Consider the following 21,112-nt stretch of genomic DNA (forward strand, 5'->3'; position numbering starts at 1 on the left):
TAGATTGGATGCGTTTCACTTGCCAAGGATTGTCCTATGTCCGCAGAACCCACGGTGCTGTATGCCGAACTTGGCGCCATCGCCACCGTCACGCTGAACCGCCCGCAAGCGCTGAACAGCTTCACCCGCCAGATGCACCGCGACCTGTGGGCCGCGTTGGACCAGGCCGAGGCCAACGCCGCCGTGCGCGCGCTGGTCATCACCGGTGCGGGGCGCGGGTTTTGCGCCGGTGCCGACCTGTCGGAGTTCGACTTCACGCCCGGCCCCAACCTGGTGGCGCGGGCTGACCCTGGCCCGGTGATCGAACAAGCCTTCAACCCCACGGCACGCCGCATGGTCAGCCTGCGCATGCCCACCATCGCGGCGGTGAATGGCGTGGCCGCCGGTGCCGGCGCCTCGCTGGCCATGCTGTGCGACATCGCCATCGCGGCGCCGTCGGCCAGCTTCATCCAGGCCTTCAGCAAGATCGGCCTGGTGCCCGACTCCGGCGGCAGCTGGCTGCTGGTGGAGCGCCTGGGCCTGGCACGCGCCATGGCGCTGGCCATGACCGGCGACAAGCTGCCAGCCCAGCAGGCCAAGGACTGGGGCATGATCTGGGACGTGGCCGACGACTGTGTGGCCGCCGCGCAGGCCATGGCCGCCAAGCTGGCCGTGATGCCCACCAAGGCGCTGGCCACCACCCGCACGCTGCTGCGCGAGGGCAGCACGCGCACGCTGAACCAGCAACTGGATGCCGAGCGCGACACCCAGTCTGCGCTGGGCCGCACGCACGACTACATCGAGGGCGTGCAAGCCTTCCTGGAAAAACGCGCACCCAATTTCAAGGGGGAGTGAGCGTGCCGTTGACCCCGCAGGAATTGGCCACCCAGGTGGGCCAGACCATGTTCGCCGCCGACACCGCGTCGCGCGAGTTCATGCAGATGGAGCTGCTCAGCTGCGAGCCCGGCCGCGCAGTGATGCGCATGGCGGTGCGCCCGCCCATGCTCAATGGCCACGCCATCTGCCACGGTGGCTTCATCTTCACGCTGGCCGATTCCAGCTTTGCCTTTGCCTGCAACAGCCACAACGCCAGCACGGTGGCGGCCGGCTGCAGCATCGATTTTTTGCGCCCCGCCAAGCTGGGCGATGTGCTGACCAGCGAGGCGGTGGAGCAGTCCCGCGGCAAGCGCAGCGGCATCTACGACATCCGCGTGCGCAACCAGCGCGACGAGCTGGTGGCGCTGTTCCGGGGAAAAAGCGCGCAGGTTGCCGGCACGGTGGTAGCGCAAGACAACGAGGAAGCCTGAGACATGAGCAGCAGTAGCCCCCCCAGCGTTACGAAAAGCCTGCCGTGGGACCCGATCGAAACCGCCAGCCTGGACGAGCTGCGCGCGCTGCAGTTGAAGCGCCTGCGCGCCACGTTGCGCCATGCCTATGCCAACTCGCCGGTGTACCGCGCCAAGTTCGACGCCGCCGGAATGCACCCGGACGACTGCAGCACGCTGAGCGACCTGGCCAAATTCCCCTTCACCACCAAGCAGGACTTCCGCGCCAGCTACCCGTTTGGCATGTTCGCCGTGCCGCGTGAGCAGTGCGTGCGCCTGCATGCCAGCAGCGGCACCACCGGCAAACCCACGGTGGTGGGCTACACCAAGAACGACATCAGCATGTGGGCCGACGTGATGGCGCGCTCCATCCGCGCCGCTGGCGCGCGGCCGGGCGACATGGTGCACGTCAGCTACGGCTACGGCCTGTTCACCGGCGGCCTGGGTGCGCACTATGGCGCCGAGCGCCTGGGGCTGACGGTGGTGCCCTTCGGCGGCGGCCAGACCGAGCGCCAGGTGCAGCTGATCACCGACTTCAAGCCCGACATCATCATGGTCACGCCCAGCTACATGCTGGCCATCGCCGAAGAGTTTGCCCGCCAGGGGATGGACCCGGCGGCCTGCAGCCTGCGCATGGGCATCTTCGGTGCCGAGCCGTGGACCAACGACATGCGCACCGCCATCGAGCAGCGCATGGGCCTGCACGCGGTGGACATCTTCGGCCTGAGCGAGATCATCGGCCCTGGCGTGGCCTGCGAGTGCGTGGAGACCAAGGACGGGCCGACGATCTGGGAAGACCACTTCTACCCCGAGATCATCAACCCGCAGACCGGCGAGCTGGTGGCTGACGGCGAGATGGGTGAGCTGGTGCTGACCAGTTTGACCAAGGAGGCGCTGCCCATCATCCGCTACCGCACGCGCGACCTGACGCGCCTGCTGCCCGGCACGGCGCGCACCATGCGGCGCATGGAAAAGATCACCGGCCGCAGCGACGACATGATGATCATCCGCGGCGTCAACGTGTTCCCGACGCAGATCGAGGAGCTGATCCTGAAGCGCCCCGAACTGGCGCCGCACTACCAGTGCCTGCTGCGCAAGGATGGCAGCCTCGACGCGCTGACCGTGGTGGTGGAAACCCGCGCGGACATCTCGCCTGACAGCATGGCCGCGCGCGCCGCCGCGCAACACCTGCAACACGAAATCAAGGCCTACATCGGCACCACGGCAGACGTTGAACTGCGCGCCGAAGGCGGTGTGGAGCGTAGCCTGGGGAAGGCCAAGCGGGTGGTGGACTTGCGCAAATGACAAGGCGCCCGGGAGGGCGCCTTGTTCACACGTTGAACAGGAAGTTCATCACATCGCCATCCTTGACGATGTATTCCTTGCCTTCGCTGCGCATCTTGCCCGCGTCCTTGGCGCCCTGCTCGCCCTTGAAGGCGATGAAGTCCTCAAACGCGATGGTCTGCGCGCGAATGTAGCCGCGCTCGAAATCGGTGTGGATCACGCCGGCCGCCTGAGGGCCGGTGGCGCCGATCGCGACCGTCCAGGCGCGCACTTCCTTCACTCCGGCGGTGAAATAGGTCTGCAGCCCCAACAGCTTGAAGGCGGCGCGAATCAAGCGGTTCAGGCCCGGCTCGTCCTGGCCGATCTCGGACAGGAACAGGGTTTTGTCCTCGTCGCTCATGTCGGCCATATCAGCCTCCATCTTGGCGCAGATGGCCACCACCGGCGCGTTCTGCGCGGCGGCGTACTCGCGCAGGCGGTCCAGGAACGGGTTGTTGTCAAAACCGTCCTCGGCCACATTGCCGACGAACATCGCCGGCTTGGCGGTGATCAGGCAAAAGGGTTTCAGCACCACCAGCTCTTCCTTGCTGAAGGCGATGCCGCGCACCGGCTTGGCCTCGTTGAGCGCCGCATGGCATTTCTCCAGCACGGCGACGATGCGGGCGGCTTCCTTGTCGCTGCCCGACTTGGCCACCTTGGTGTAGCGCGCCAGGCTCTTGTCCACCGTGGCCAGGTCGGCCAGGCACAGCTCGGTCTGGATCACCTCGATGTCGGCAATCGGGTCCACCTTGCCGGCCACGTGGATGACGTTCTCGTCCTCGAAGCAGCGCACCACATTCACCGTGGCGTCGGTCTCGCGGATGTGGGCCAGGAACTGGTTGCCCAGGCCTTCGCCCTTGCTGGCGCCAGCCACCAGGCCGGCAATGTCCACGAACTCGACGATCGCCGGCACGATGCGCTCGGGCTTGACGATCTCAGCCAGTTGCGCCAACCGCGGGTCGGGCAGTTCGACGATGCCCACATTGGGCTCGATGGTGCAAAACGGGTAGTTCTCGGCGGCGATGCCGGCCTTGGTCAAGGCGTTGAACAGGGTGGATTTACCGACATTGGGCAAGCCCACAATGCCACACTTCAAACTCATGCTGGTCCCCAGAAACAGGGGGGATAGTGTATGCGATGGGCATTGTCCCGGGCTGATGGCGGCTCTCTAAACCCGCCGCTACTTTCTTTGAGCGTTGCGAAGCTTCCTGCAGTCGTCCGGAGCGCGCGATGCTTGGTTTGGTGATCAGGCCGACACGGCACTCGGCTCCGCGGCTGTCCCCCGGGCCTTCGGCCCTCCTCCTTGATGCCGCTGCGCCGAATGCCGCATCGACCTGATCCTGCCAGCGTGGCAGGCGTTCAGCGTCAGGCGTGCCAATTGACCCGATGTCGCTGGGGCGTGTGGCGGAGGGAAATCAAGGAGGAGGGCCGCAGGCCCGGGGGACATTCCCGTAGCCACGCGCACCAGCGGCGTCGGCAGCCCGCAGACTCTTCCCCCGTTCGTACAGGCTACCAGCGCCAGACCACAGTCAGCCTAGAACTGGTAATTGCCGCTCACCGCTTGCCCCACTGCCAAGGTGGCACCCAGTCCCTGCAGCGTGATGGCGTTCATGCCGAAGGTGATGGCGCCGTCCACCCGCGGGTCTTGCCGGTAGGTCTGCAGGGTGTCGCTGACCACCGGCGTGCTGATGGCGGTGGCGGGGTCGATGTTGGGCATGGGGCAGCGCGGGCAGGGTTTGACCGGGCGCAGCCGCACTACGCCATCCGCGGTGGCGATGTGGAACAGGTCCAGCCGGTCCTCGTCGTGCGCGTCCAACCCTTCCAGCACGATGTTGGGGCGAAAGCGCTCCACGCCCACCGCCGCCTCGCCGGCCTTGGCCAGGCGCTGGTTCAGCCCGTCCACAGAGGCCTGGCTCAGCACCAGCAGCGGGTAGCCGTCGCTGAACTGGTTCAGCGCTTCGTCCTCGCCCGTCCAGGTCTTGCTGGACAGGCGGCGGTGATCGGGGTCGAAGCGCACCAGCCGGCAAGGCACGCCCAGGTAGTCGGTGAACCACTGCGCCGCCAGGTCGCCCATGTCGAAGGCGGCCACCTCGTCGTCCCACACGCGGGCGCGGGTGGGCTGCTCGACCTTGTCCACGGCCAGGTGCAGGGCCAGCATGCCGGGCGCGCGCAGCACCACCTCTGAATGCTTGATCTGGGGTTTGATCAGCGCCATGCGCGGCAGCTCGCGCTGGGTGCGCAGCGCGCCGGCTTCGTCCACCACCATCCAGGCGCGGTCCAGGTCCAGCCCCCATTCGGTCAGTTCAGCCTGCTGCAGTTCGACCCCGCCGCAGGATTTGACGGGGTAGACGAACAGGCGGGTGATGCGGGCGCTCACGTCTGCGTCGGAGGGCATGGCTGAAGCAGTGTTCATGGGTGGGGGGCTTCCAAGGGCTGTTCAAGGAGCTGCCGGCGGTGCCAGAGCCCGGCTTCTACAATCGGGCCAATGGCTCATCAAGCTTTCGATGTTTGCATACGCGGCGCTGGCATTGTAGGCCGCACGCTGGCGCTGCTGCTGGCGCGCGAGCGCCTGCGCGTGGCATTGGTGGTGCCGCCGGCCGCCGCGCGGGCGGCCGAGCTGTCCGACGTGCGCGCCTATGCGCTGAACCAGCGCTCGCGCGCGCTGCTGGAGTCGGTGCGCTGCTGGCCTGACGAGACCCACGCCACCCCGGTGCTGGGCATGCAGGTGCATGGCGACCAGGGCGGTTCGGTCAACTTTGACGCCGGTCAGGAAGGCACCCCGGCGCTGGCCTGGATTGCCGATGTGGCGCAATTGCAGGCCCAGCTGGAGCAGGCCACCCGCTTTCAGCCGCAGATCGAGGTGCTGGACATCGCGCCACCGGCCCCGCTGACCGTGGTGTGCGAGGGCCGTGCCAGCAGCACCCGGGCCGAATTCGGCGTGCCGTTTGACGTTACCCCCTATCCACAGCGTGCCATTGCCGCCCGGCTGCAGGCCGAGCAGCCGCATGGCCAATTGGCGCGGCAGTGGTTTTCCGGTGGCGACATCATGGCTTTCTTGCCCATGGGCGGGCCACAGGGGAACTTGCTGGCGCTGGTGTGGTCAGTCCACAACGAGCGTGCGCCGGAGTTGCTGGCCTGTGCCGAGGACGAGTTTTGTGCCCGGCTGCGCGCCTTCAGCGGCGGCGCCTTGGGCAACCTGGCGCTGGTCAGCGCCCGGCACGACTGGCCGCTGCAGCGCGCCCAGGCCGAGCGCTGGACAGGCCCCATGCCCGCTGATGCCGGCGGCGGCGCCTGGGTGCTGGCGGGCGATGCCGCGCACAACGTGCACCCGTTGGCCGGCCAGGGGCTGAACCTGGGCTTGGGCGACGCGGCCGAGCTGGCCCAGGCATTGCGTGGGCGGGACTATTGGCGCGGCGTGGCGGACGACAAACTGCTGCGCCGCTATGAGCGGGCCAGGAAGACGGAGATACTGAAGATGGGCGTGGCCACCGACGGCTTGCAGCAACTGTTTGCGCTGCCGCAAGACGGCTGGGGCGCGCTGCGCAATGCCGGCATGAACGGCTTTGACCATCTGCGTGCGCTCAAGCACTGGGCGGTGCGCCAGGCCACGGGCTGAAGCCGCGGCCGCAAGAGACCGACAGGAACGAATCGAAAACCACACACCCCGCCAGGGGCAACCTTCATGCACCACCACTTTTTCAAGACCCTGCTGGCCCTGCTGCTGGCCGCCACCAGCCTGCTGGCCCAGGCGCAGGAAGCCGCCATCCGCAAGAGCCTGACCACCAAGCTGCCCAACTTTCCCAAGATCGAGGAAGTCATCCCCACCCCCATGCCCGGGTTGTACGAGGTGCGCGTCAATGGCAGCGACATTTTCTACACCGATGCCAAGGGCAGCTTCATCATCGAGGGCGGCACACTGGTGGACGTCAGCACCCGCAAGAACCTGACCGAGGAGCGCGTCAACAAGCTGACGGCGGTGGCCTTCAGCAGCTTGCCGGTGAAGGACGCCTTCACCATCGTGCGCGGCAACGGCAAGCGCAAGCTGGCCGTGTTTGAAGACCCCAATTGCGGCTACTGCAAGCAGTTTGAGCGCGACCTGCAGAAGATCGACAACGTCACCATCCACCTGTTCCTCTACCCCATCCTGTCGGCCGACTCGCACGAGAAGTCCAAGAACATCTGGTGCTCCAAGGACCCCGCCAAGACCTGGATGGACTGGATGGTGCGCGAGCAAAAGGTGGTTGCCGTGCAACTGGGCGCGCCCTGCGACATCGCCCCGCTTCAGCGTAACCTGGCCTATGGGCAGAAGTACAAGTTCAACGGCACGCCGACGTTGATCTTTGCCGATGGCACCCGGGTGCCTGGCGCGCTGCCGGCCGAGGACGTGGAAAAGCTGCTGCGCAAGGCTACGTTGTAAGCCCCAACAACCCCTCCTGATCGGCGGCCCCATGCCCAAAAAGAACAAGTCCTCCGCTTCTGCCAACCAATCCGCCACCGCAGCCTTGCCACCCGTGCACTACCGGGTGGAGCTGGCCCAGGTGCAGGCCCATTTGTTTCGCGTCACGTTGACGGTGCCGCAACCGGCGGCCAACCAGCAGGTGGCCCTGCCGGTGTGGATACCCGGCAGCTACCTGGTGCGCGAGTTTGCCAAGAATCTGCAGCATCTGTCCGCCAGCCAGGGTGGCCGCAAGCTGGCGCCGCAGCAGTTGGACAAGTGCAGTTGGCAGATCCCCTGCGTGGCTGGCCAGCCGCTGGCGCTGAGCTACGAGGTGTACGCGTTTGACAACTCGGTGCGCACCGCCTGGCTGGATGCCGCGCGCGGCTTCTTCAACGGCACCAGCCTGTGCCTGCGCGTGCTGGGCCAGGAAAGCCATGAACATCAACTGGAGCTGGTGGCACCGCCCAAGAACAGCCCGGCCGCTGGCTGGCAGGTGGCCACCGGGCTGGTGCCGCTGAAGACCAACAAGGCCGGCTTCGGCAGCTACCGTGCCGCCGACTATGACGAGTTGGCGGATTGCCCGGTGGAGCTGGGCACGTTCTGGAGCGGCAGCTTCATCGCCTGTGGCGTGCCGCACCGCTTCGTGGTGGCCGGCGCGCCACCGGCGTTTGACGGCAACCGCCTGCTGGCCGACACGCAAAAAATCTGCGAGGCCGAAATACGCTTCTGGCACGGTGTCACGCCGGGCAGCGCCAAACTGGCCGAAAAACCGCCCTACACCTCTTACCTGTTCATGATGAACGCGGTGGACGACGGCTATGGCGGCCTGGAGCACCGCAACAGCACCGCGCTGATCTGCGCCCGCAAGGACCTGCCACGCCAGGGCGCGCTGGCGCTGCAGCCGGCCACCACCAAGCAGCCCGAGGGCTACACCACGCTGTTGGGGCTGATCAGCCACGAGTATTTCCACACCTGGAACGTCAAGCGCCTGCGCCCCATCGAGCTGGCGCGTTATGACTACACGCAAGAGAACTACACGCAGTTGCTGTGGTTCTTCGAGGGCTTCACCAGCTACTTCGACGACCTGTTGCTGCGCCGTGCTGGCCTGGTGGACGATGCCAACTATGTGAAGCTGCTGAACAAGACCATCAACCAGGTGCTGCAGGCGCCGGGGCGGCTGGTGCAGTCGGTGGCGCAGGCCAGCTTTGACGCCTGGGTCAAGTACTACCGGCAGGACGAGAACACGCCCAACGCCACCATCAGCTACTACACCAAGGGTGCGCTGGTGGCGCTGTGCCTGGATTTGACGTTGCGCACCGAGGGCAAGACCACGCTGGACCGCGTGATGCATGGCCTGTGGAGGCGCTGCCAGGGCGGCCCCATGCGCGAGCAGGATTTGCTGGACGAGCTGAAAGCCCAGACCGGCCGCGCCTACGACAAGGAGCTGGCCGACTGGGTGCACGGCAGACGAGACCTGCCGCTGAAAAAGCTGCTGGAGGCCCATGGTGTCAACACGCTGGAGGACCCGGCCCAGTACGCCCAGGCGCTGGGCCTGCGCGTCAGCGAGGGCAGCGCGGTGCAGATCAAGGCGGTGCTGCGCGGTGGCGTGGCCGAGCAGGCCGGTTTTGCCAGCGGCGACGAGTGGCTGGGCGTGGAAGTGGGCAATGGGGCCAAGGCCACCACCTGGCGCCTGAACAAGCTGGACGAACTGCCGCTGTACCTGGGCACGGCCACCAAGCTGGTGGCCCTGGTGGCGCGCGACAAGCGCATCAGCCGGTTGCCACTGGTGTTGCCGAAGGCGCAGCAGACCACGGTGCGGCTTGCGATACGCGACGCCGCTGTTGTTGGCAAGTGGCTGGGAGGCTGAAGCTTCGCCGGCTCGGCTGCCAGCGCCGGCCTCACTCGGTCAAGAAGTACGCCAGCGCCGCCGCCGGCAGTGCCAACCCCAGCATCGAAGTCCACATCCACCCGCCATGCGCATAAGCCCAGCCGCCCGCGGCTGAGCCTATGGCGCCGCCGGCAAAGAAGGTAGCCATGAACAAGCCATTGAGCCGGCTGCGCACCTGGTCACCCAGTGTGTAGATGGCGCGTTGGCCCACCACCAGGTTGGTGGTGACGCCGAAGTCCAGCACGATGCCGGCGACAACCAGCAGCGCCAGCTTCAGTGTGGAGCCTTGGCCGGCCATGTGCGTGATGGCAAAGGCAGCAATGGCCATGCCCATGGCCATCAGCGTGGCGGGTTTGCTCCAGCCGCGGTCGGCCATGCGGCCGGCGATGGGCGAGGCGATGGTGCCGGCCACGCCTGCCAGTGCGAACAAGGCAATGCCGCCTTGCGACACGTTGAACTCGGGGCCGGCCAGCAGCAACGGCGTGGTGGTCCAGAACAGGCTGAAGGCACCAAACATGCCGGCCTGGTACAGCGCGCGCCGGCGCAGCACCGGCGTGTCGCGCAGCAGCTGCACCATCGAGGCCAGCAGTTGGCCATAGCGCAGCGTGGTGCTGGGCTGGCGCTGTGGCAGCGCCAGGCGCAACAACAGGGCCAGTGCCAGCATGGCCAGCGCCGACAGGTAGAACACCGTGTGCCAGGACGACAACTGCGCGATGCCGCTGGAGACGGGCCGCGCCAGCATGATACCGGTCAGCAGCCCGCTCATCACATTGCCCACCACCCGGCCTCGCACGGCCACCGGCGCCAGGTGCGCCGCAAACGGCACGATGACTTGTGCAGCGACCGACGCCAGGCCTATGCCCAGCACCGCCGCCAGAAACGGCAGCGGTTGGGTGGACAAGGCTGCCCCCAAGAGCGCCACGGCCGCCAGCACGATCAGCCCGCACACGAGGCGGCGCGTTTCCAGCAGGTCGCCCAGCGGCACGATCAGCAGCAGGCCCAGGCCGTAGCCAATCTGCGTCAGCGTGACGATCAAGCCGGTGGCGCTCGGGGCCAGGCCCAGCGCGGTGCCTATGGGGCCGGCCAGCGGCTGCGCGTAGTACAGGTTGGCGGCCAGCAAACCACAGGCGAAGGCCAGCAGCAGCGTCATCCAGGCGGAGAGAGTGGGGGACGGCGAAGCAGGCTGCGCCGTTGCGTTGGCAGTCATGGGCTGTTGTTGTGCGAGACGAAGCGGGAAAGGCCCGAGCATGGGCGATTTGCAATTCCCGTGCCCGGTGCGGGAAATCAGCGGTGGCCAGTGTCAGCGCCCCACGGTGGCGTCAAACAGCTGCATCAGCACCGTGGTCATCGTCACGTAACGCAGGAACTTGCCCACTGCCATGTAGGCCAGGCAAGGCCAGAACGGCAGCTTGGCCCAACCGGCCACCGCGCACAGCGGGTCGCCTATCACCGGCAGCCAGGCCAGCAGGCAGGCCTTGGGCCCCAGGCGCTTCAACCAGTCCAGCGCGCGCAGGTGCGTCTTGGAGCCGCTGTATTTGTCCAGGGCCTGGTGGGCGCCGTAGCCCATCCACCAGTCCACCGCGCCGCCCAGCGTGTTGCCCAGCGTGGCCACGGCGATGACCTGCCAGTACAGCTCCGGGCTCAGCTTGATCAGCCCGAACACCGCCGGCTCCGAGCCCAGCGGCAACAGCGTGGCCGAAATGAAGGACACCAGGAACACCGTGCTCAGGCCGTACTGCGGCAGGGCGAGCAGGTCGAGCAGGTGTTGTATCCAGTCAGGCATGGGCAGGTCTTGTCGACCAGTATAGGTATATATGTATGGCCAAAGACTTGTCACGCAAGCGTCACACGCGCAACAGGGTTTAAATTTTTCCGCCACATTTCGGTTGCTGAAAACTTAAGCAGTTAGAATCCTTTTCCCGGCATGCCCGCCGGTCACCTCGGCCCACTGTCACCCCCCGCCTCCCCATTTCGATTTGATGAACATCGGTCAATTCAATTTGACGAATGCGCTGTTTGTCGCCCCCATGGCGGGTGTGACGGACCGGCCGTTCCGCCAGCTGTGCAAGCAGTTGGGCGCAGGCTATGCCGTCAGCGAGATGGTGACCTCGCGCCGCGATCTGTGGAATTCGCTGAAGACCTCGCGCCGCGCCAACCACGATGGCGAGGCAGGCCCCATCGCGGTGCAGATCGCCGGCACCGACGCCCAGATGATGGCCGAGGCCGCTGCCTACAACGTGGACCGGGGCGCGCAGATCATCGACATCAACATGGGCTGCCCGGCCAAGAAGGTCTGTAACAAATGGGCTGGCTCGGCGCTGATGCAGGACGAAACTCTGGCCATCGCCATCGTTGAAGCGGTGGTGGCCACCTGCGCGCCGCGCAATGTGCCGGTGACGCTGAAGATGCGCACCGGCTGGAGCCAGTTGAACAAGAACGCGTTGGCGATTGCCCGTGCGGCAGAAAGCGCTGGCGTGCAGATGCTGACCATCCATGGCCGCACGCGTGAGCAGGGCTATGGCGGCCAGGCCGAATACGACACCATTGCGGCGGTGAAAGCCGCCGTGCGGGTGCCGGTGGTGGCCAATGGCGACATACGCACACCCGAGCAGGCGCGTGACGTGCTCGCCCGCACCGGTGCAGACGCCATCATGGTCGGCCGCGCGGCCCAGGGGCGGCCCTGGATATTTCGCGAGATCGCTCACTTCCTGGCCACCGGCACCCATCTGGCGCCGCCGCTGGTCAGCGAGGTCAAGCGCCTGTTGCTGGAGCATTTGCAGGACCATTATGTGCTGTACGGTGAATTCACCGGCGTGCGCAGCGCGCGCAAGCACATAGGCTGGTACGTGAAGGCGCTGCCCGGCGGCGAGGCGTTTCGCGCCCGCATGAACCTGCTGGACAACGCGCCTGATCAGGTGGCGGCGGTGACCGCTTACTTCGATGAGCTGCAAACCGGCGCAGATAGAATCCCCGATTTCGCCGCCCAGGTGGCGTTGGGCGCAGGGGATGACGACGTGGTGACAACAAACGAGCTGACGATGACGGAGATGGCGGCATGAGCAAAAAGCACATAGAAGAATGCGTGCGCACCAGCCTGGAGGGCTACTTCAAGGATTTGCGGGGGACGGAACCGGACGGCATGTACGACATGATGGTCCGCGTGATGGAGAAGCCGCTGCTGGAAGTGGTCATGCAGCACGCCGACAACAACCAATCGCGCGCAGCCCAGTGGCTGGGACTGAACCGCAACACGCTGCGCAAGAAGCTGGTCGACCACAAACTGGCCAAATGATGAAAGCACTGATCTCGGTTTCCGACAAAACGGGCATTTTGGAACTGGCCCAGGGCCTGCACGCGTTGGGCGTGCAACTGGTGTCCACCGGCGGCACCGCCAAGCTGCTGGCCGACAATGGCCTGCCGGTGACCGAGGTGGCCCAGCTGACCGGCTTTCCCGAGATGCTGGACGGCCGCGTCAAGACGCTGCACCCCTTCGTGCACGGCGGCCTGCTGGCGCGCCGTGACCTGCCCGAGCACATGGCCGCATTGAAGGAACATGGCATAGGCACCATCGACCTGCTGGTGGTCAACCTGTACCCGTTCGAGGCCACCGTGGCCAAGCCCGGCTGCACGCTGGAAGACGCGATCGAGAACATCGACATTGGCGGCCCCGCCATGGTGCGCAGCGCCGCCAAGAACTGGCAGGACGTGGCGGTGTTGACCGACGCCGCGCAGTACGCCGGTGTGTTGAACGAACTGCGCGCCGGTGGCCTGCGCAAGGAAACCCGCTTCGCGCTGGCGGTGGCGGCCTTCAACCGCATCAGCAACTACGACGCCGCCATCAGCGACTACCTGTCGGGCATACAGCTTGATGGCAGCCATGCGCTGTTTCCGGCCCAGGCCAATGGCCGCTTCGTCAAGCTGCAGGACCTGCGCTACGGCGAGAACCCGCACCAACAGGCCGCCTTTTACCGCGACCTGTACCCGGCGCCCGGCTCGCTGGTGATGGCCAAGCAGTTGCAGGGCAAGGAGCTGAGCTACAACAACATCGCCGACGCAGACGCCGCCTGGGAGTGCGTGAAGAGCTTCGCGCCGGCCGCGGACGGCGCCGCTTGTGTCATCGTCAAGCACGCCAACCCCTGCGGCGTGGGCGTGGGCAAGACGGTGCTGGAGGCCTACAACAAAGCGCACCAGACCGACCCGACTTCGGCCTATGGCGGCATCGTGGCGGTGAACGTGCCGCTGGACGGCGCCACGGCGCAGCAGATCACCCAGGTCAACAAGCAGTTCATCGAGGTGCTGATCGCCCCGGCCTTCACGCCCGAGGCGCTGGAGATCTTCAAAGGCAAAGCCAATATGCGGCTGTTGCAGATCGAGCTGCCGGCCAACGGTGATGCCGGGCGCAATAGCATGGACGTCAAGCGTGTGGGCTCCGGCATGCTGATGCAGACCGCCGACAACCAGTTGGTGCAGTTGGCCGACCTGAAGGTGGTGACCACCGTCAAACCCACGCCGCAGCAGATGGACGATCTGATGTTCGCGTGGAAGGTGGCCAAGTATGTGAAGTCCAACGCCATCGTGTTCTGTGCCAACGGCATGACCATGGGCGTGGGGGCCGGCCAGATGAGCCGGCTGGATTCGGCCCGCATCGCCAGCATCAAGGCCGAGCACGCCAAGCTGTCGCTCAAGGGCACGGCGGTCGCCAGCGACGCCTTCTTCCCCTTCCGCGATGGCCTGGACGTGGTGGTGGATGCTGGCGCCACCTGCGTGATACAGCCCGGTGGCAGCATGCGGGATGACGAGGTGATCGCCGCCGCCAACGAGCGCGGCGTGGCCATGGTGTTCACCGGCCAGCGGCACTTCCGACATTGAAACCTTGCGGGACAGACCAAAATTGCGCAGCGATTTTGCTCTGTCCCCAACTGATTGTCGGCTGTTCCTTGCGGAACAGACCACCGCGAAGCGGTGCGCTGTACTCAACACCTTGTCGGATGTCCGTCTACCCCGGCCACCCAATAAAAACGCCCGCAATTGCGGGCGTTTTTTGTTTGGGAGCGTCACGTGGCGGGCATGGGCCGCCTGCGCTCAACGCCGCCAGTGGTGGCCGTGCCCGTGGCCGCCCCAGTGGCCGTAATAGCCAATGCCCAGGCCCAGCGCCAAGCCCACCCCCAGCGGTGCGTAGGACGGGGCGTAGTAGCCGGGGTAGTAGACCGGCGCGCTGACATACACCGGCTGCGCTTCGACCACCGTGGTCACCGGGGGTGACACATAGGTGGTCGCCGGGGCCATGGTGGCCGGCGCTGCCTGCATGGTGCTGGCGCCTACCGGCGTCACCTGCAATTGCACGGTGGGGCCGGGGTTATTGGGCATCTGCACCGTGTACTGCTTGCCGCCGTATTCGTAGACCACGCTGTAGCCGTTGGCGCGGTTTTCGTAGAAGGTCTGCGTGGTGCAGCGCTGCACGTTCTGCGCCGAGCTGCCGCCACCTTCAATGTGATCGCCCAGAATGGCGCCGCCCACGATGCCCAGCATGGTGGCGACGGCCTTGCCGCTGCCGCCACCGACGGCATTGCCTGCGGCACCGCCGGCCAGCGCGCCCATCACGGCGCCGGCGCCTGATTTGGGTTGCTGCACAGCCACCACCTCATTGCTGCACACCTGGCGGGGCACCGCCACCTGCTGCATCATCGGCGTGGCAGAAATCACACGACCCACTTCCTGGGCCATGGCCGCGCCAGAAGCGGCAACGGCAGCAGCGAGTAAAACGAATTGTTTCATGATGGATTCTTCCCTCTTTGGCTCCATAGACTCCAGTCTAGCCCTGGCAGTTCCGTTTTCCAATGCTTGGTGGGTAAAGCATTCGTAACAAATTGACACAGCTCAATGCCAGTCAGGCAGCTGGCTCACGCCTGCGCCAACGCCGCAAACACCTCGTCGGCGGCCACCACCGTGTGGTCGATGTCGGCCTCGCTGTGCGCGGCGCTGACGAAGCCAGCCTCGTACAACGCCGGGGCGAAGTACACGCCGCGTTCCAGCATGCCGTGGAAGAAGCGGTTGAACAGCGTGCCGTTGGTCTTCATCACCTGGGTGTAGTTCTGCGGCAACTGTTCCAGCAGGAAAAAGCCCAGCATGCCGCCTTCGCTGTCACTGCAATAAGGCACGCCATGCTTCTGCGCGGCGGCCTGCATGCCGGACAGCAGGCGCTGCGCCTTGGCGGCCAGCGCCTCGTAAAAACCGGGCTGGCGAATTTCGCGCAGCGTGGCCAGGCCGCAGGCGGTGGCCACCGGGTTACCCGACAGCGTGCCGGCCTGATACACCGCGCCCAGCGGCGCCAGGTGTTCCATCACCGCGCGCTTGGCGCCAAAGGCCGCCAGCGGCATGCCGCCGCCTATCACCTTGCCCATCACCGTCATGTCGGGCTCGAAACCGGGCAGGGCCCGGGCGTAGACGGCGCTGGCGCCGCCCAGGGCAACGCGGAAACCCGTCATCACCTCGTCAAACACCAGCAGCGTGCCGTGCCGGCTGCACAGATCACGCGCCAGGCGCATGAACGGCAGGCTGGCGCGCACGAAGTTCATGTTGCCGGCAATGGGCTCGATGACCAGGCAGGCGATGTCGGTACCGTGCAGCGCAAAGGCCTCTTCCAGTTGCGCCAGGTTGTTGTACTCCAGCACCAGGGTGTGCTGCACCACTTCGGGTGGCACGCCGGCGCTGGTGGGGTTGCCGAAGGTGGCCAGGCCAGAGCCGGCTTTGACCAGCAGCGCGTCGGCATGGCCGTGGTAGCAACCCTCGAACTTGATGATCTTGCTGCGCCCGGTGGCGCCGCGCGCCAGGCGTATGGCGCTCATGGCGGCTTCGGTGCCGGAGCTGACCAGGCGCACCATGTCCATGGCCGGCATCAGCTTCAGGATCTCTTCGGCCAGTTCCACCTCGCGCTCGGTCGGTGCGCCGAAGGAAAAGCCGTCCATGGCCGCTTTTTGCACCGCCTCCAGCACTGCCGGGTGGCCGTGGCCCAGGATCATCGGACCCCAGGAGCCGATGTAGTCGATGTAACGCTGGCCGTTGGCATCCCAGAAATAGGCGCCTTGCGCGCGCTGCACGAAGCGCGGCGTACCGCCTACCGCCTTGAAGGCGCGCACCGGTGAATTGACACCGCCGGGTATCACCCGCTTGGCGCGTTCGAACAGGGCGAGGTTGCGGTCGTTGCTGTTGCTGGTCTCAGTGCTGGGTGTCATGCGGGGGCATCTCGAAAGTGTGGGGGCCGGGCTTGGTGCCGGTGTCGTCCTCGGCCTGCTCTTCGCCGTCCTCGGGCTGGGCCCAGAACAGGCGGTCGGGCACCACATGGCCCATGCCGGGGCGGAAACCCCCATCCAGGCAGCGGTCGAGGTAACTCAGGGCCTCGTTGAAGGCCTCGGTCAGGTCGCTGCCGCTGGCGATCAGCGCCGCCAGTGCGGCCGCCAGGGTGTCGCCGGCACCGGCAAACACCGCCTCGAAGCGCTCGAACCTGACGTTGCCCAGCACGCTGTGCGGCGAGGCCAGCACGTTGTCGATGAACTGCTCGGGCAGCGGCACGCCGGTCACCAGCGTATACGGTACGCCTAATTCATGGGCCGCGCGGGCGATGTCGCGGGCGTCCGGATTGCGGTCTGAACTCCAGTCCGGCAGCAGCCAGCGCCACAGCGTGCTGTGGTTTCCAACCAACACCGTGGTTTGCGGCAGCACCAGCTCCTTGAAGGCGTCCAGATAGAGGTCAATCTGCACCTCATTCCACCATGACAGGTTGGGCATGTAGGCCACCACCGGCACGTCGGCGTAGTCGGAGGTGATCTCGGCCACCGCGCTGAGGTTTTCCGGTGTGCCGCAAAAGCCCACCTTGATGACCTGCACCGTGATGTCTTCCAGGATGACGCGCGCCTGTTCGCCCACGGCTTCCTCGTCAAAGGCGTAGTGGTCGAAGATTTCCGCCGTGTCGCGGGCGTAGGTGCCGGTCACCACCGGCAACGCGTGGGCGCCCACCGACGCAATGGCGGTGACGTCACCGGACAGGCCGCCGGCACCGCTGGGGTCGTTGGCGTTGAAGACCAGCACGCACGCCGGGTGGGCGTCTTCGTCGTCGTCCGGCGGCTCGGTCTCGGGTGCGGGGGAGGGGATCATGGGGCAGGGCCAGAAGTCGGGGGCAAATGTGTTGCATATTGCCGGGCGAATGGCCGCACGGCGGGGGAAATGCGCATTCCGACTCTATACAATGATTGCATTCTAATTGAAGGCCCCTTAAGCTGTGCGTGATACCAAAACCTGGATGTGTTTGATTTGTGGATGGATCTATGACGAAGAGGCCGGCGCACCGGACCACGGCATAGCGCCGGGCACGCCCTGGGACCAGGTGCCCATGAACTGGACCTGCCCCGAGTGCGGCGCCCGCAAGGAAGATTTCGAGATGGTGCAGATTTGAGCGGGCCGGTGCCCGAATTCAAACTGTCACCACCCACCGTTGCAGTAACGGCTTTTTCAGGAGCGGCGCTTTGTGAACAACGCAGCATTTAAAGTGCTTGTGATCGATGACAGCAACACCATACGGCGCAGCGCGGAAATTTTCCTGAAGCAAGGCGGCCACGAGGTGCTGCTGGCCGAGGACGGCTTTGACGCCCTGTCCAAGGTCAATGATTTCGAGCCCCAGCTGGTGTTCTGTGACATCCTGATGCCCCGGCTGGACGGCTACCAGACCTGCGCCATCATCAAGCGCAATGCCAAGTTCGCCGCCGTGCCGGTGGTCATGCTGTCGTCCAAGGACGGTGTTTTTGACAAAGCGCGTGGCCGCATGGTGGGCGCCCAGGACTACCTGACCAAACCGTTTACCAAAGACCAGTTGCTGCAGGCTGTACAGCAGTTCGGCGCCGTGCTGCAAGGAGCGATGTGATGACTATCAAGAATGTGCTGATCGTGGATGACTCCAAGACGGAGCTGATGTTTCTGACCGATCTGCTGCAGAAGAACGGCATGTCGGTGCGCACCGCCGAGAACGCCGACGAGGCCATGCGTCGTCTGGGCGAGGGCCGGCCCGACCTGATCCTGATGGATGTGGTGATGCCCGGCCAGAATGGTTTCCAGCTGACCCGGGCGATCAACCGCACCCCCGAGTACAGCGAGATTCCCATCATCATGTGCACCAGCAAGAGCCTGGAGACCGATCGCGTGTGGGGCATGCGCCAGGGCGCGCGTGACTACGTGACCAAGCCGGTCGACGCGACCGACCTGTTCGCCAAGATCAAGGCGCTGGGCTGATCACCCCTCCCCATGGCCAACCGCGAAGCGCTCCGGGAATTACAGAAACGTCTTGCCAGCCGCTTGCAGGCGGCCCGTTCTGAAGGCGTCTCCGCCTCCTGGTTGGCCGTCAAGGCGGACGGCGCCCACTACCTGTTTCCGCTGGCACAGTCTGGCGAAATCTTTTCCCTGGCCAACCTGCAGCCGGTGCCGTATGCCAAGTCCTGGTTCAAGGGCGTGGTCAACCTGCGCGGCGGCCTGTACGGCGTGGTGGACCTGGCCGGTTTCATCGGCAACTGGTCGCAACCGCCCAAACGCACCGAGCAGATGCTGGCCGAAGCCAGTGTGGTGACGCTGAACGCCGGCATGGAGGTCAACTGCGCGTTGCTGGTCGACAGCCTGGCTGGCCTGCGCAATGCCGACGCCTTCACCGGCTCGGAGCCGCCGCCGGACGACTCGCCGCCCTACTTTGGCAACCGTTTCAGCGATGCGCAGGGTCAGGTCTGGCAGGAAATCAATCTGCGTTCGCTGTCGCAACTGCCCGTGTTCCTGGGCATCAGTGCCTGACTGAGTGACTGAGCTTCTTTTTTAGGGTCCTACCATGCCTTTTGTCGATCAAATCAAAAGTTTCTTCGCCAAGAAACCGGCAGACTCGGAAACCGACTCGCGCCTGAGCCTGGCCATGCCGGACGCCTCCAGGGCCGATGCCAGCAGCACCCAGCAACTGGGGCCCAAGACCGGCCACGCGCCGTTTGAGGACCAGGACGGCCATGGGGCTGGCAGCGCGGGTGACGCACCCGATTCGCAACTGGGCGAGCTGATCGCGTTGCCGGTGATGGGCCGGCGCACCTTCGTGCAGCACCGCAACCTGCTGTACATAGGCATTGCGGTCTCGCTGCTGGGGCTGGCCATCGTGGCGCTGATCACCTTTCGCTCTGCGGACAAGGTGACGCAGCAGCTGGCTGCCACCGGTCGGGCGCTGATGCAGTCGCAGCGCTTGGCCAAATCGGTGTCGCAGGCGTTGGTGGGCGGCGCCCAGGCGTTTCCCGATGTGGCCGACAGCTCGTCCGCGCTGGTCAAGAACACGCACGGTCTGCGCGATGGCGACGACGATTTGCGCATCACGGCCCTGGGCGGTGGCTACTCGGAAGAGCTGGACAAGATCATTCCGGTGGTCGACAGGGCCGACAAAAACGCCAAGACCGTGCTGAGCCAGCAGAAGATTCTGACGGAAGTGGGCAAATCGCTGCGCCAGATCAACCGCCAGTCGTCCGACCTGCTGGAGATCGCCGAAACCGTGTCGTCGCTGAAATTGCAGCAAAATGCCGCCGCCTCCGAGATCGCCGCCGCCGGCACGCTGGTGATGCTGACGCAGCGCATCGGCAAGTCGTCCAACGAATTCCTGACGGTCGAGGGCGTCAGCCCCGAAGCGGTGTTCCTGCTGGGCAAGGACTTGAACTCGTTCAAGGAAATCGCCGACGGCCTGCTCAAGGGCAGCGTCGACCTGCGCCTGTCCTCGGCCAAGGACGCCCAGACCAAGGAACAGCTGGACGCGCTGATCAAGCTGTACGAGCAGACCCGCACGCAGGCTGGCGCCATCCTGGGCAACCTGCAAGGCCTGGTGGCGGCGCGCGAGGCGCAGGCCGCGGTGATCACCGACAGCGAGCCGCTGCGCCGTGAGTTGCAAGGGCTGCAGGACAGGCTGTCGGGCAACACTGGCGCCGGCACCGGCTTGACGCTGCTGATGGCGCTGTTGGCCATCACCGCGCTGCTGTGCGCCTATGGCCTGGCGGTGGTGCAGGTGAAGGACGGCGAGAAACGCCAGCAACTGGCCGAAGCCCAGCGCCAGGAGGCCGAGCGCCAGCGCCAGGAGGAAAAGCGCGTCAACGACGCCAACCAGGCCGCCATTTTGCGGCTGATGAACGAGTTGCAAACGGTGGCCGAGGGCGACCTGACGCAGGAAGCCACGGTGACCGAAGACATCACCGGCGCCATTGCCGACTCGGTGAACTACACGGTGGAGGAACTGCGCTCACTGGTGGGCAGCGTGCAAAGCACGGTCGCCAAGGTGGCGCAAACCACCGCCGACGTCGACACCACTTCCACCGAACTGCTGGCCGCCTCCAACGAGCAACTGCACGAGATCCGCGAAACCGGCAAGTCGGTGGTGGACATGGCCACCCGCATCAACGAGGTGTCGCAGCAGGCGCAGGAATCGGCCACGGTGGCGCGCCACTCACTGGACGCCGCCGAGTCCGGCCTGAAAGCGGTGCAAAACGCCATCGGCGGCATGAACGCCATCCGCGACCAGATCCAGGACACCTCCAAGCGCATCAAGCGGCTGGGTGAATCGTCGCAGGAGATCGGTGAAATCACAGAGTTGATTTCCGACATCACCGAGCAGACCAACGTTCTGGCCTTGAACGCCGCCATCCAGGCTGCTTCGGCCGGTGAAGCCGGGCGCGGCTTCTCGGTGGTGGCCGAAGAAGTGCAGCGGCTGGCCGAGCGTTCGGCCGATGCCACGCGCCAGATCTCGGCGCTGGTGAAGGCCATTCAGACCGACACCCAGGACGCTGTGGCCGCCATGGAGCGCTCCACCCAGGGTGTCGTGGAAGGGGCCAAACTGTCCGACAACGCCGGCACCGCGCTGACCGAGATCGACCGCGTGTCGCGCCGCCTGGCCGAGCTGATCGAGCAGATTTCAAACGCCTCGTCGCGCGAAGCGCGACTGGCCAACGACGTGGCCGACAACATCCAGCACATCTTTGCCGTCACCGAGCAAACCGGTGAGGGCACGCGCAGCACCGCCAGCCAGGTGCGCGAGCTGTCGCGCATGGCCGAGGAATTGCGTCAGTCGGTGGCGCGGTTCAAGATCGCTTAAGCGCTGAGACCGAAGCCCAG

General features: G+C 65.7%; 21 protein-coding genes. 14 read left to right on the forward strand and 7 right to left on the reverse strand.

Translation table 11 applies throughout. From position 1 onward, the window contains the following. Nucleotides 1–36 precede the first annotated feature (36 nt). The 3 genes from AC1DX2_RS15390 to paaK are packed head-to-tail and all read left to right on the forward strand — an operon-like array spanning nucleotide 37 to nucleotide 2,609. Complete coding sequence (locus AC1DX2_RS15390; protein ID WP_477197233.1) at nucleotides 37–834, forward strand: enoyl-CoA hydratase-related protein; 798 nt, start codon at nucleotides 37–39, stop codon at nucleotides 832–834. A gap of 8 nt (nucleotides 835–842) precedes the next feature. Next, entirely contained in the window at nucleotides 843–1,286 is a 444-nt protein-coding gene (gene paaI / locus AC1DX2_RS15395) for a hydroxyphenylacetyl-CoA thioesterase PaaI (protein ID WP_477197699.1), read from the forward strand. A 3-nt stretch (nucleotides 1,287–1,289) separates the two neighbouring features. Continuing rightward, entirely contained in the window at nucleotides 1,290–2,609 is a 1,320-nt protein-coding gene (gene paaK / locus AC1DX2_RS15400; protein ID WP_477197234.1) for a phenylacetate--CoA ligase PaaK, read from the forward strand. A gap of 25 nt (nucleotides 2,610–2,634) precedes the next feature. Here the strand turns inward: paaK and ychF are convergent, their stop codons facing one another. Beyond that, nucleotides 2,635–3,729 carry a redox-regulated ATPase YchF gene (gene ychF, locus AC1DX2_RS15405; RefSeq protein ID WP_477197235.1) on the reverse strand — a complete coding sequence of 365 codons (1,095 nt, stop codon included), beginning with the start codon at nucleotides 3,727–3,729 and terminating at the stop codon, nucleotides 2,635–2,637. Nucleotides 3,730–4,161: 432 nt separating this feature from the next. Next, nucleotides 4,162–5,040 (reverse strand): MOSC domain-containing protein, encoded by an 879-nt coding sequence (locus AC1DX2_RS15410; protein ID WP_477197236.1) that lies wholly within the window; start codon nucleotides 5,038–5,040, stop codon nucleotides 4,162–4,164. Between the two features lie 72 nt (nucleotides 5,041–5,112). Here AC1DX2_RS15410 and AC1DX2_RS15415 point away from each other — a divergent pair, with 72 nt between their 5' ends. The 3 genes from AC1DX2_RS15415 to AC1DX2_RS15425 all read left to right on the forward strand — a co-directional run bounded on the left by AC1DX2_RS15415 (nucleotide 5,113) and on the right by AC1DX2_RS15425 (nucleotide 8,932). Further along, nucleotides 5,113–6,243 (forward strand): FAD-dependent monooxygenase, encoded by a 1,131-nt coding sequence (locus tag AC1DX2_RS15415; protein ID WP_477197237.1) that lies wholly within the window; start codon nucleotides 5,113–5,115, stop codon nucleotides 6,241–6,243. Between the two features lie 66 nt (nucleotides 6,244–6,309). Further along, the gene (locus tag AC1DX2_RS15420; RefSeq protein ID WP_477197238.1) at nucleotides 6,310–7,044 is read left to right on the forward strand and encodes a DsbC family protein; all 735 of its coding nucleotides are present in this window, start codon (nucleotides 6,310–6,312) and stop codon (nucleotides 7,042–7,044) included. Between the two features lie 31 nt (nucleotides 7,045–7,075). Further along, nucleotides 7,076–8,932: a M61 family metallopeptidase gene (locus tag AC1DX2_RS15425; RefSeq protein ID WP_477197239.1), complete on the forward strand. Its 1,857-nt coding sequence runs from the start codon at nucleotides 7,076–7,078 to the stop codon at nucleotides 8,930–8,932. Between the two features lie 31 nt (nucleotides 8,933–8,963). Here AC1DX2_RS15425 and AC1DX2_RS15430 read toward each other — a convergent pair whose 3' ends face one another. After that, nucleotides 8,964–10,160, reverse strand: a complete 1,197-nt coding sequence (locus AC1DX2_RS15430) for an MFS transporter (RefSeq protein ID WP_477197240.1) — start codon at nucleotides 10,158–10,160, stop codon at nucleotides 8,964–8,966. Nucleotides 10,161–10,253: 93 nt separating this feature from the next. Beyond that, nucleotides 10,254–10,736, reverse strand: a complete 483-nt coding sequence (locus AC1DX2_RS15435; RefSeq protein ID WP_477197241.1) for a YqaA family protein — start codon at nucleotides 10,734–10,736, stop codon at nucleotides 10,254–10,256. A gap of 196 nt (nucleotides 10,737–10,932) precedes the next feature. On the opposite strand from AC1DX2_RS15435, the gene dusB reads away from it, so the two are divergent. Genes dusB through purH form a run of 3 tightly spaced genes read left to right on the forward strand, consistent with a single transcriptional unit; the run spans nucleotide 10,933 to nucleotide 13,822 of the window. Continuing rightward, nucleotides 10,933–12,012 carry a tRNA dihydrouridine synthase DusB gene (gene dusB, locus AC1DX2_RS15440; protein ID WP_477197242.1) on the forward strand — a complete coding sequence of 360 codons (1,080 nt, stop codon included), beginning with the start codon at nucleotides 10,933–10,935 and terminating at the stop codon, nucleotides 12,010–12,012. After that, entirely contained in the window at nucleotides 12,009–12,245 is a 237-nt protein-coding gene (locus AC1DX2_RS15445) for a helix-turn-helix domain-containing protein (protein ID WP_477197243.1), read from the forward strand. Before dusB ends, AC1DX2_RS15445 begins: the two co-directional genes overlap by 4 nt. Next, on the forward strand, nucleotides 12,245–13,822 hold the full coding sequence (gene purH / locus AC1DX2_RS15450; protein ID WP_477197700.1) for a bifunctional phosphoribosylaminoimidazolecarboxamide formyltransferase/IMP cyclohydrolase: 1,578 nt from the start codon (nucleotides 12,245–12,247) through the stop codon (nucleotides 13,820–13,822). The genes AC1DX2_RS15445 and purH overlap by 1 nt, the downstream gene beginning before the upstream one ends. Before the next feature lie 213 nt (nucleotides 13,823–14,035). Here purH and AC1DX2_RS15455 read toward each other — a convergent pair whose 3' ends face one another. The 3 genes from AC1DX2_RS15455 to thiD form a co-directional block, all read right to left on the reverse strand. Beyond that, entirely contained in the window at nucleotides 14,036–14,728 is a 693-nt protein-coding gene (locus tag AC1DX2_RS15455; RefSeq protein ID WP_477197244.1) for a glycine zipper 2TM domain-containing protein, read from the reverse strand. 125 nt (nucleotides 14,729–14,853) lie between these two features. Then, nucleotides 14,854–16,185, reverse strand: a complete 1,332-nt coding sequence (gene hemL, locus AC1DX2_RS15460) for a glutamate-1-semialdehyde 2,1-aminomutase (protein WP_477197245.1) — start codon at nucleotides 16,183–16,185, stop codon at nucleotides 14,854–14,856. After that, nucleotides 16,169–17,104 (reverse strand): bifunctional hydroxymethylpyrimidine kinase/phosphomethylpyrimidine kinase, encoded by a 936-nt coding sequence (gene thiD / locus AC1DX2_RS15465; RefSeq protein WP_477197246.1) that lies wholly within the window; start codon nucleotides 17,102–17,104, stop codon nucleotides 16,169–16,171. The genes hemL and thiD overlap by 17 nt, the downstream gene beginning before the upstream one ends. A 145-nt stretch (nucleotides 17,105–17,249) precedes the next feature. On the opposite strand from thiD, the gene AC1DX2_RS15470 reads away from it, so the two are divergent. The 5 genes from AC1DX2_RS15470 to AC1DX2_RS15490 all read left to right on the forward strand — a co-directional run bounded on the left by AC1DX2_RS15470 (nucleotide 17,250) and on the right by AC1DX2_RS15490 (nucleotide 21,092). Continuing rightward, nucleotides 17,250–17,402, forward strand: coding sequence for a rubredoxin (locus tag AC1DX2_RS15470; protein ID WP_477197247.1), 153 nt, complete (start codon nucleotides 17,250–17,252; stop codon nucleotides 17,400–17,402). Between the two features lie 72 nt (nucleotides 17,403–17,474). After that, nucleotides 17,475–17,867, forward strand: a complete 393-nt coding sequence (locus AC1DX2_RS15475; protein WP_477197248.1) for a response regulator — start codon at nucleotides 17,475–17,477, stop codon at nucleotides 17,865–17,867. Further along, nucleotides 17,867–18,232 (forward strand): response regulator, encoded by a 366-nt coding sequence (locus tag AC1DX2_RS15480; protein ID WP_477197249.1) that lies wholly within the window; start codon nucleotides 17,867–17,869, stop codon nucleotides 18,230–18,232. The genes AC1DX2_RS15475 and AC1DX2_RS15480 overlap by 1 nt, the downstream gene beginning before the upstream one ends. A gap of 12 nt (nucleotides 18,233–18,244) precedes the next feature. After that, nucleotides 18,245–18,778 carry a chemotaxis protein CheW gene (locus tag AC1DX2_RS15485; protein WP_477197250.1) on the forward strand — a complete coding sequence of 178 codons (534 nt, stop codon included), beginning with the start codon at nucleotides 18,245–18,247 and terminating at the stop codon, nucleotides 18,776–18,778. Nucleotides 18,779–18,812: 34 nt separating this feature from the next. Continuing rightward, a complete protein-coding gene (locus AC1DX2_RS15490) occupies nucleotides 18,813–21,092 on the forward strand; it encodes a methyl-accepting chemotaxis protein (protein ID WP_477197251.1) in 2,280 nt (759 codons plus the stop codon). Nucleotides 21,093–21,112 lie beyond the last annotated feature (20 nt).

This window comes from Hylemonella sp. P2_B10 (assembly GCF_056404875.1).

Excerpts from the sequence above, each read along its gene's own strand:
- AC1DX2_RS15390 (WP_477197233.1), top strand. The coding sequence starts at position 37 with ATGTCCGCAGAACCCACGGTGCTGTATGCCGAACTTGGCGCCATCGCC.
- paaK (WP_477197234.1), top strand. The coding sequence starts at position 1,290 with ATGAGCAGCAGTAGCCCCCCCAGCGTTACGAAAAGCCTGCCGTGGGAC.
- ychF (WP_477197235.1), bottom strand. The coding sequence starts at position 3,729 with ATGAGTTTGAAGTGTGGCATTGTGGGCTTGCCCAATGTCGGTAAATCC.
- AC1DX2_RS15410 (WP_477197236.1), bottom strand. The coding sequence starts at position 5,040 with ATGAACACTGCTTCAGCCATGCCCTCCGACGCAGACGTGAGCGCCCGC.
- AC1DX2_RS15415 (WP_477197237.1), top strand. The coding sequence starts at position 5,113 with ATGGCTCATCAAGCTTTCGATGTTTGCATACGCGGCGCTGGCATTGTA.
- AC1DX2_RS15420 (WP_477197238.1), top strand. The coding sequence starts at position 6,310 with ATGCACCACCACTTTTTCAAGACCCTGCTGGCCCTGCTGCTGGCCGCC.
- AC1DX2_RS15425 (WP_477197239.1), top strand. The coding sequence starts at position 7,076 with ATGCCCAAAAAGAACAAGTCCTCCGCTTCTGCCAACCAATCCGCCACC.
- AC1DX2_RS15430 (WP_477197240.1), bottom strand. The coding sequence starts at position 10,160 with ATGACTGCCAACGCAACGGCGCAGCCTGCTTCGCCGTCCCCCACTCTC.
- AC1DX2_RS15435 (WP_477197241.1), bottom strand. The coding sequence starts at position 10,736 with ATGCCTGACTGGATACAACACCTGCTCGACCTGCTCGCCCTGCCGCAG.
- dusB (WP_477197242.1), top strand. The coding sequence starts at position 10,933 with ATGAACATCGGTCAATTCAATTTGACGAATGCGCTGTTTGTCGCCCCC.
- AC1DX2_RS15445 (WP_477197243.1), top strand. The coding sequence starts at position 12,009 with ATGAGCAAAAAGCACATAGAAGAATGCGTGCGCACCAGCCTGGAGGGC.
- purH (WP_477197700.1), top strand. The coding sequence starts at position 12,245 with ATGAAAGCACTGATCTCGGTTTCCGACAAAACGGGCATTTTGGAACTG.
- AC1DX2_RS15455 (WP_477197244.1), bottom strand. The coding sequence starts at position 14,728 with ATGAAACAATTCGTTTTACTCGCTGCTGCCGTTGCCGCTTCTGGCGCG.
- hemL (WP_477197245.1), bottom strand. The coding sequence starts at position 16,185 with ATGACACCCAGCACTGAGACCAGCAACAGCAACGACCGCAACCTCGCC.
- thiD (WP_477197246.1), bottom strand. The coding sequence starts at position 17,104 with ATGATCCCCTCCCCCGCACCCGAGACCGAGCCGCCGGACGACGACGAA.
- AC1DX2_RS15470 (WP_477197247.1), top strand. The coding sequence starts at position 17,250 with ATGTGTTTGATTTGTGGATGGATCTATGACGAAGAGGCCGGCGCACCG.
- AC1DX2_RS15480 (WP_477197249.1), top strand. The coding sequence starts at position 17,867 with ATGACTATCAAGAATGTGCTGATCGTGGATGACTCCAAGACGGAGCTG.
- AC1DX2_RS15485 (WP_477197250.1), top strand. The coding sequence starts at position 18,245 with ATGGCCAACCGCGAAGCGCTCCGGGAATTACAGAAACGTCTTGCCAGC.
- AC1DX2_RS15490 (WP_477197251.1), top strand. The coding sequence starts at position 18,813 with ATGCCTTTTGTCGATCAAATCAAAAGTTTCTTCGCCAAGAAACCGGCA.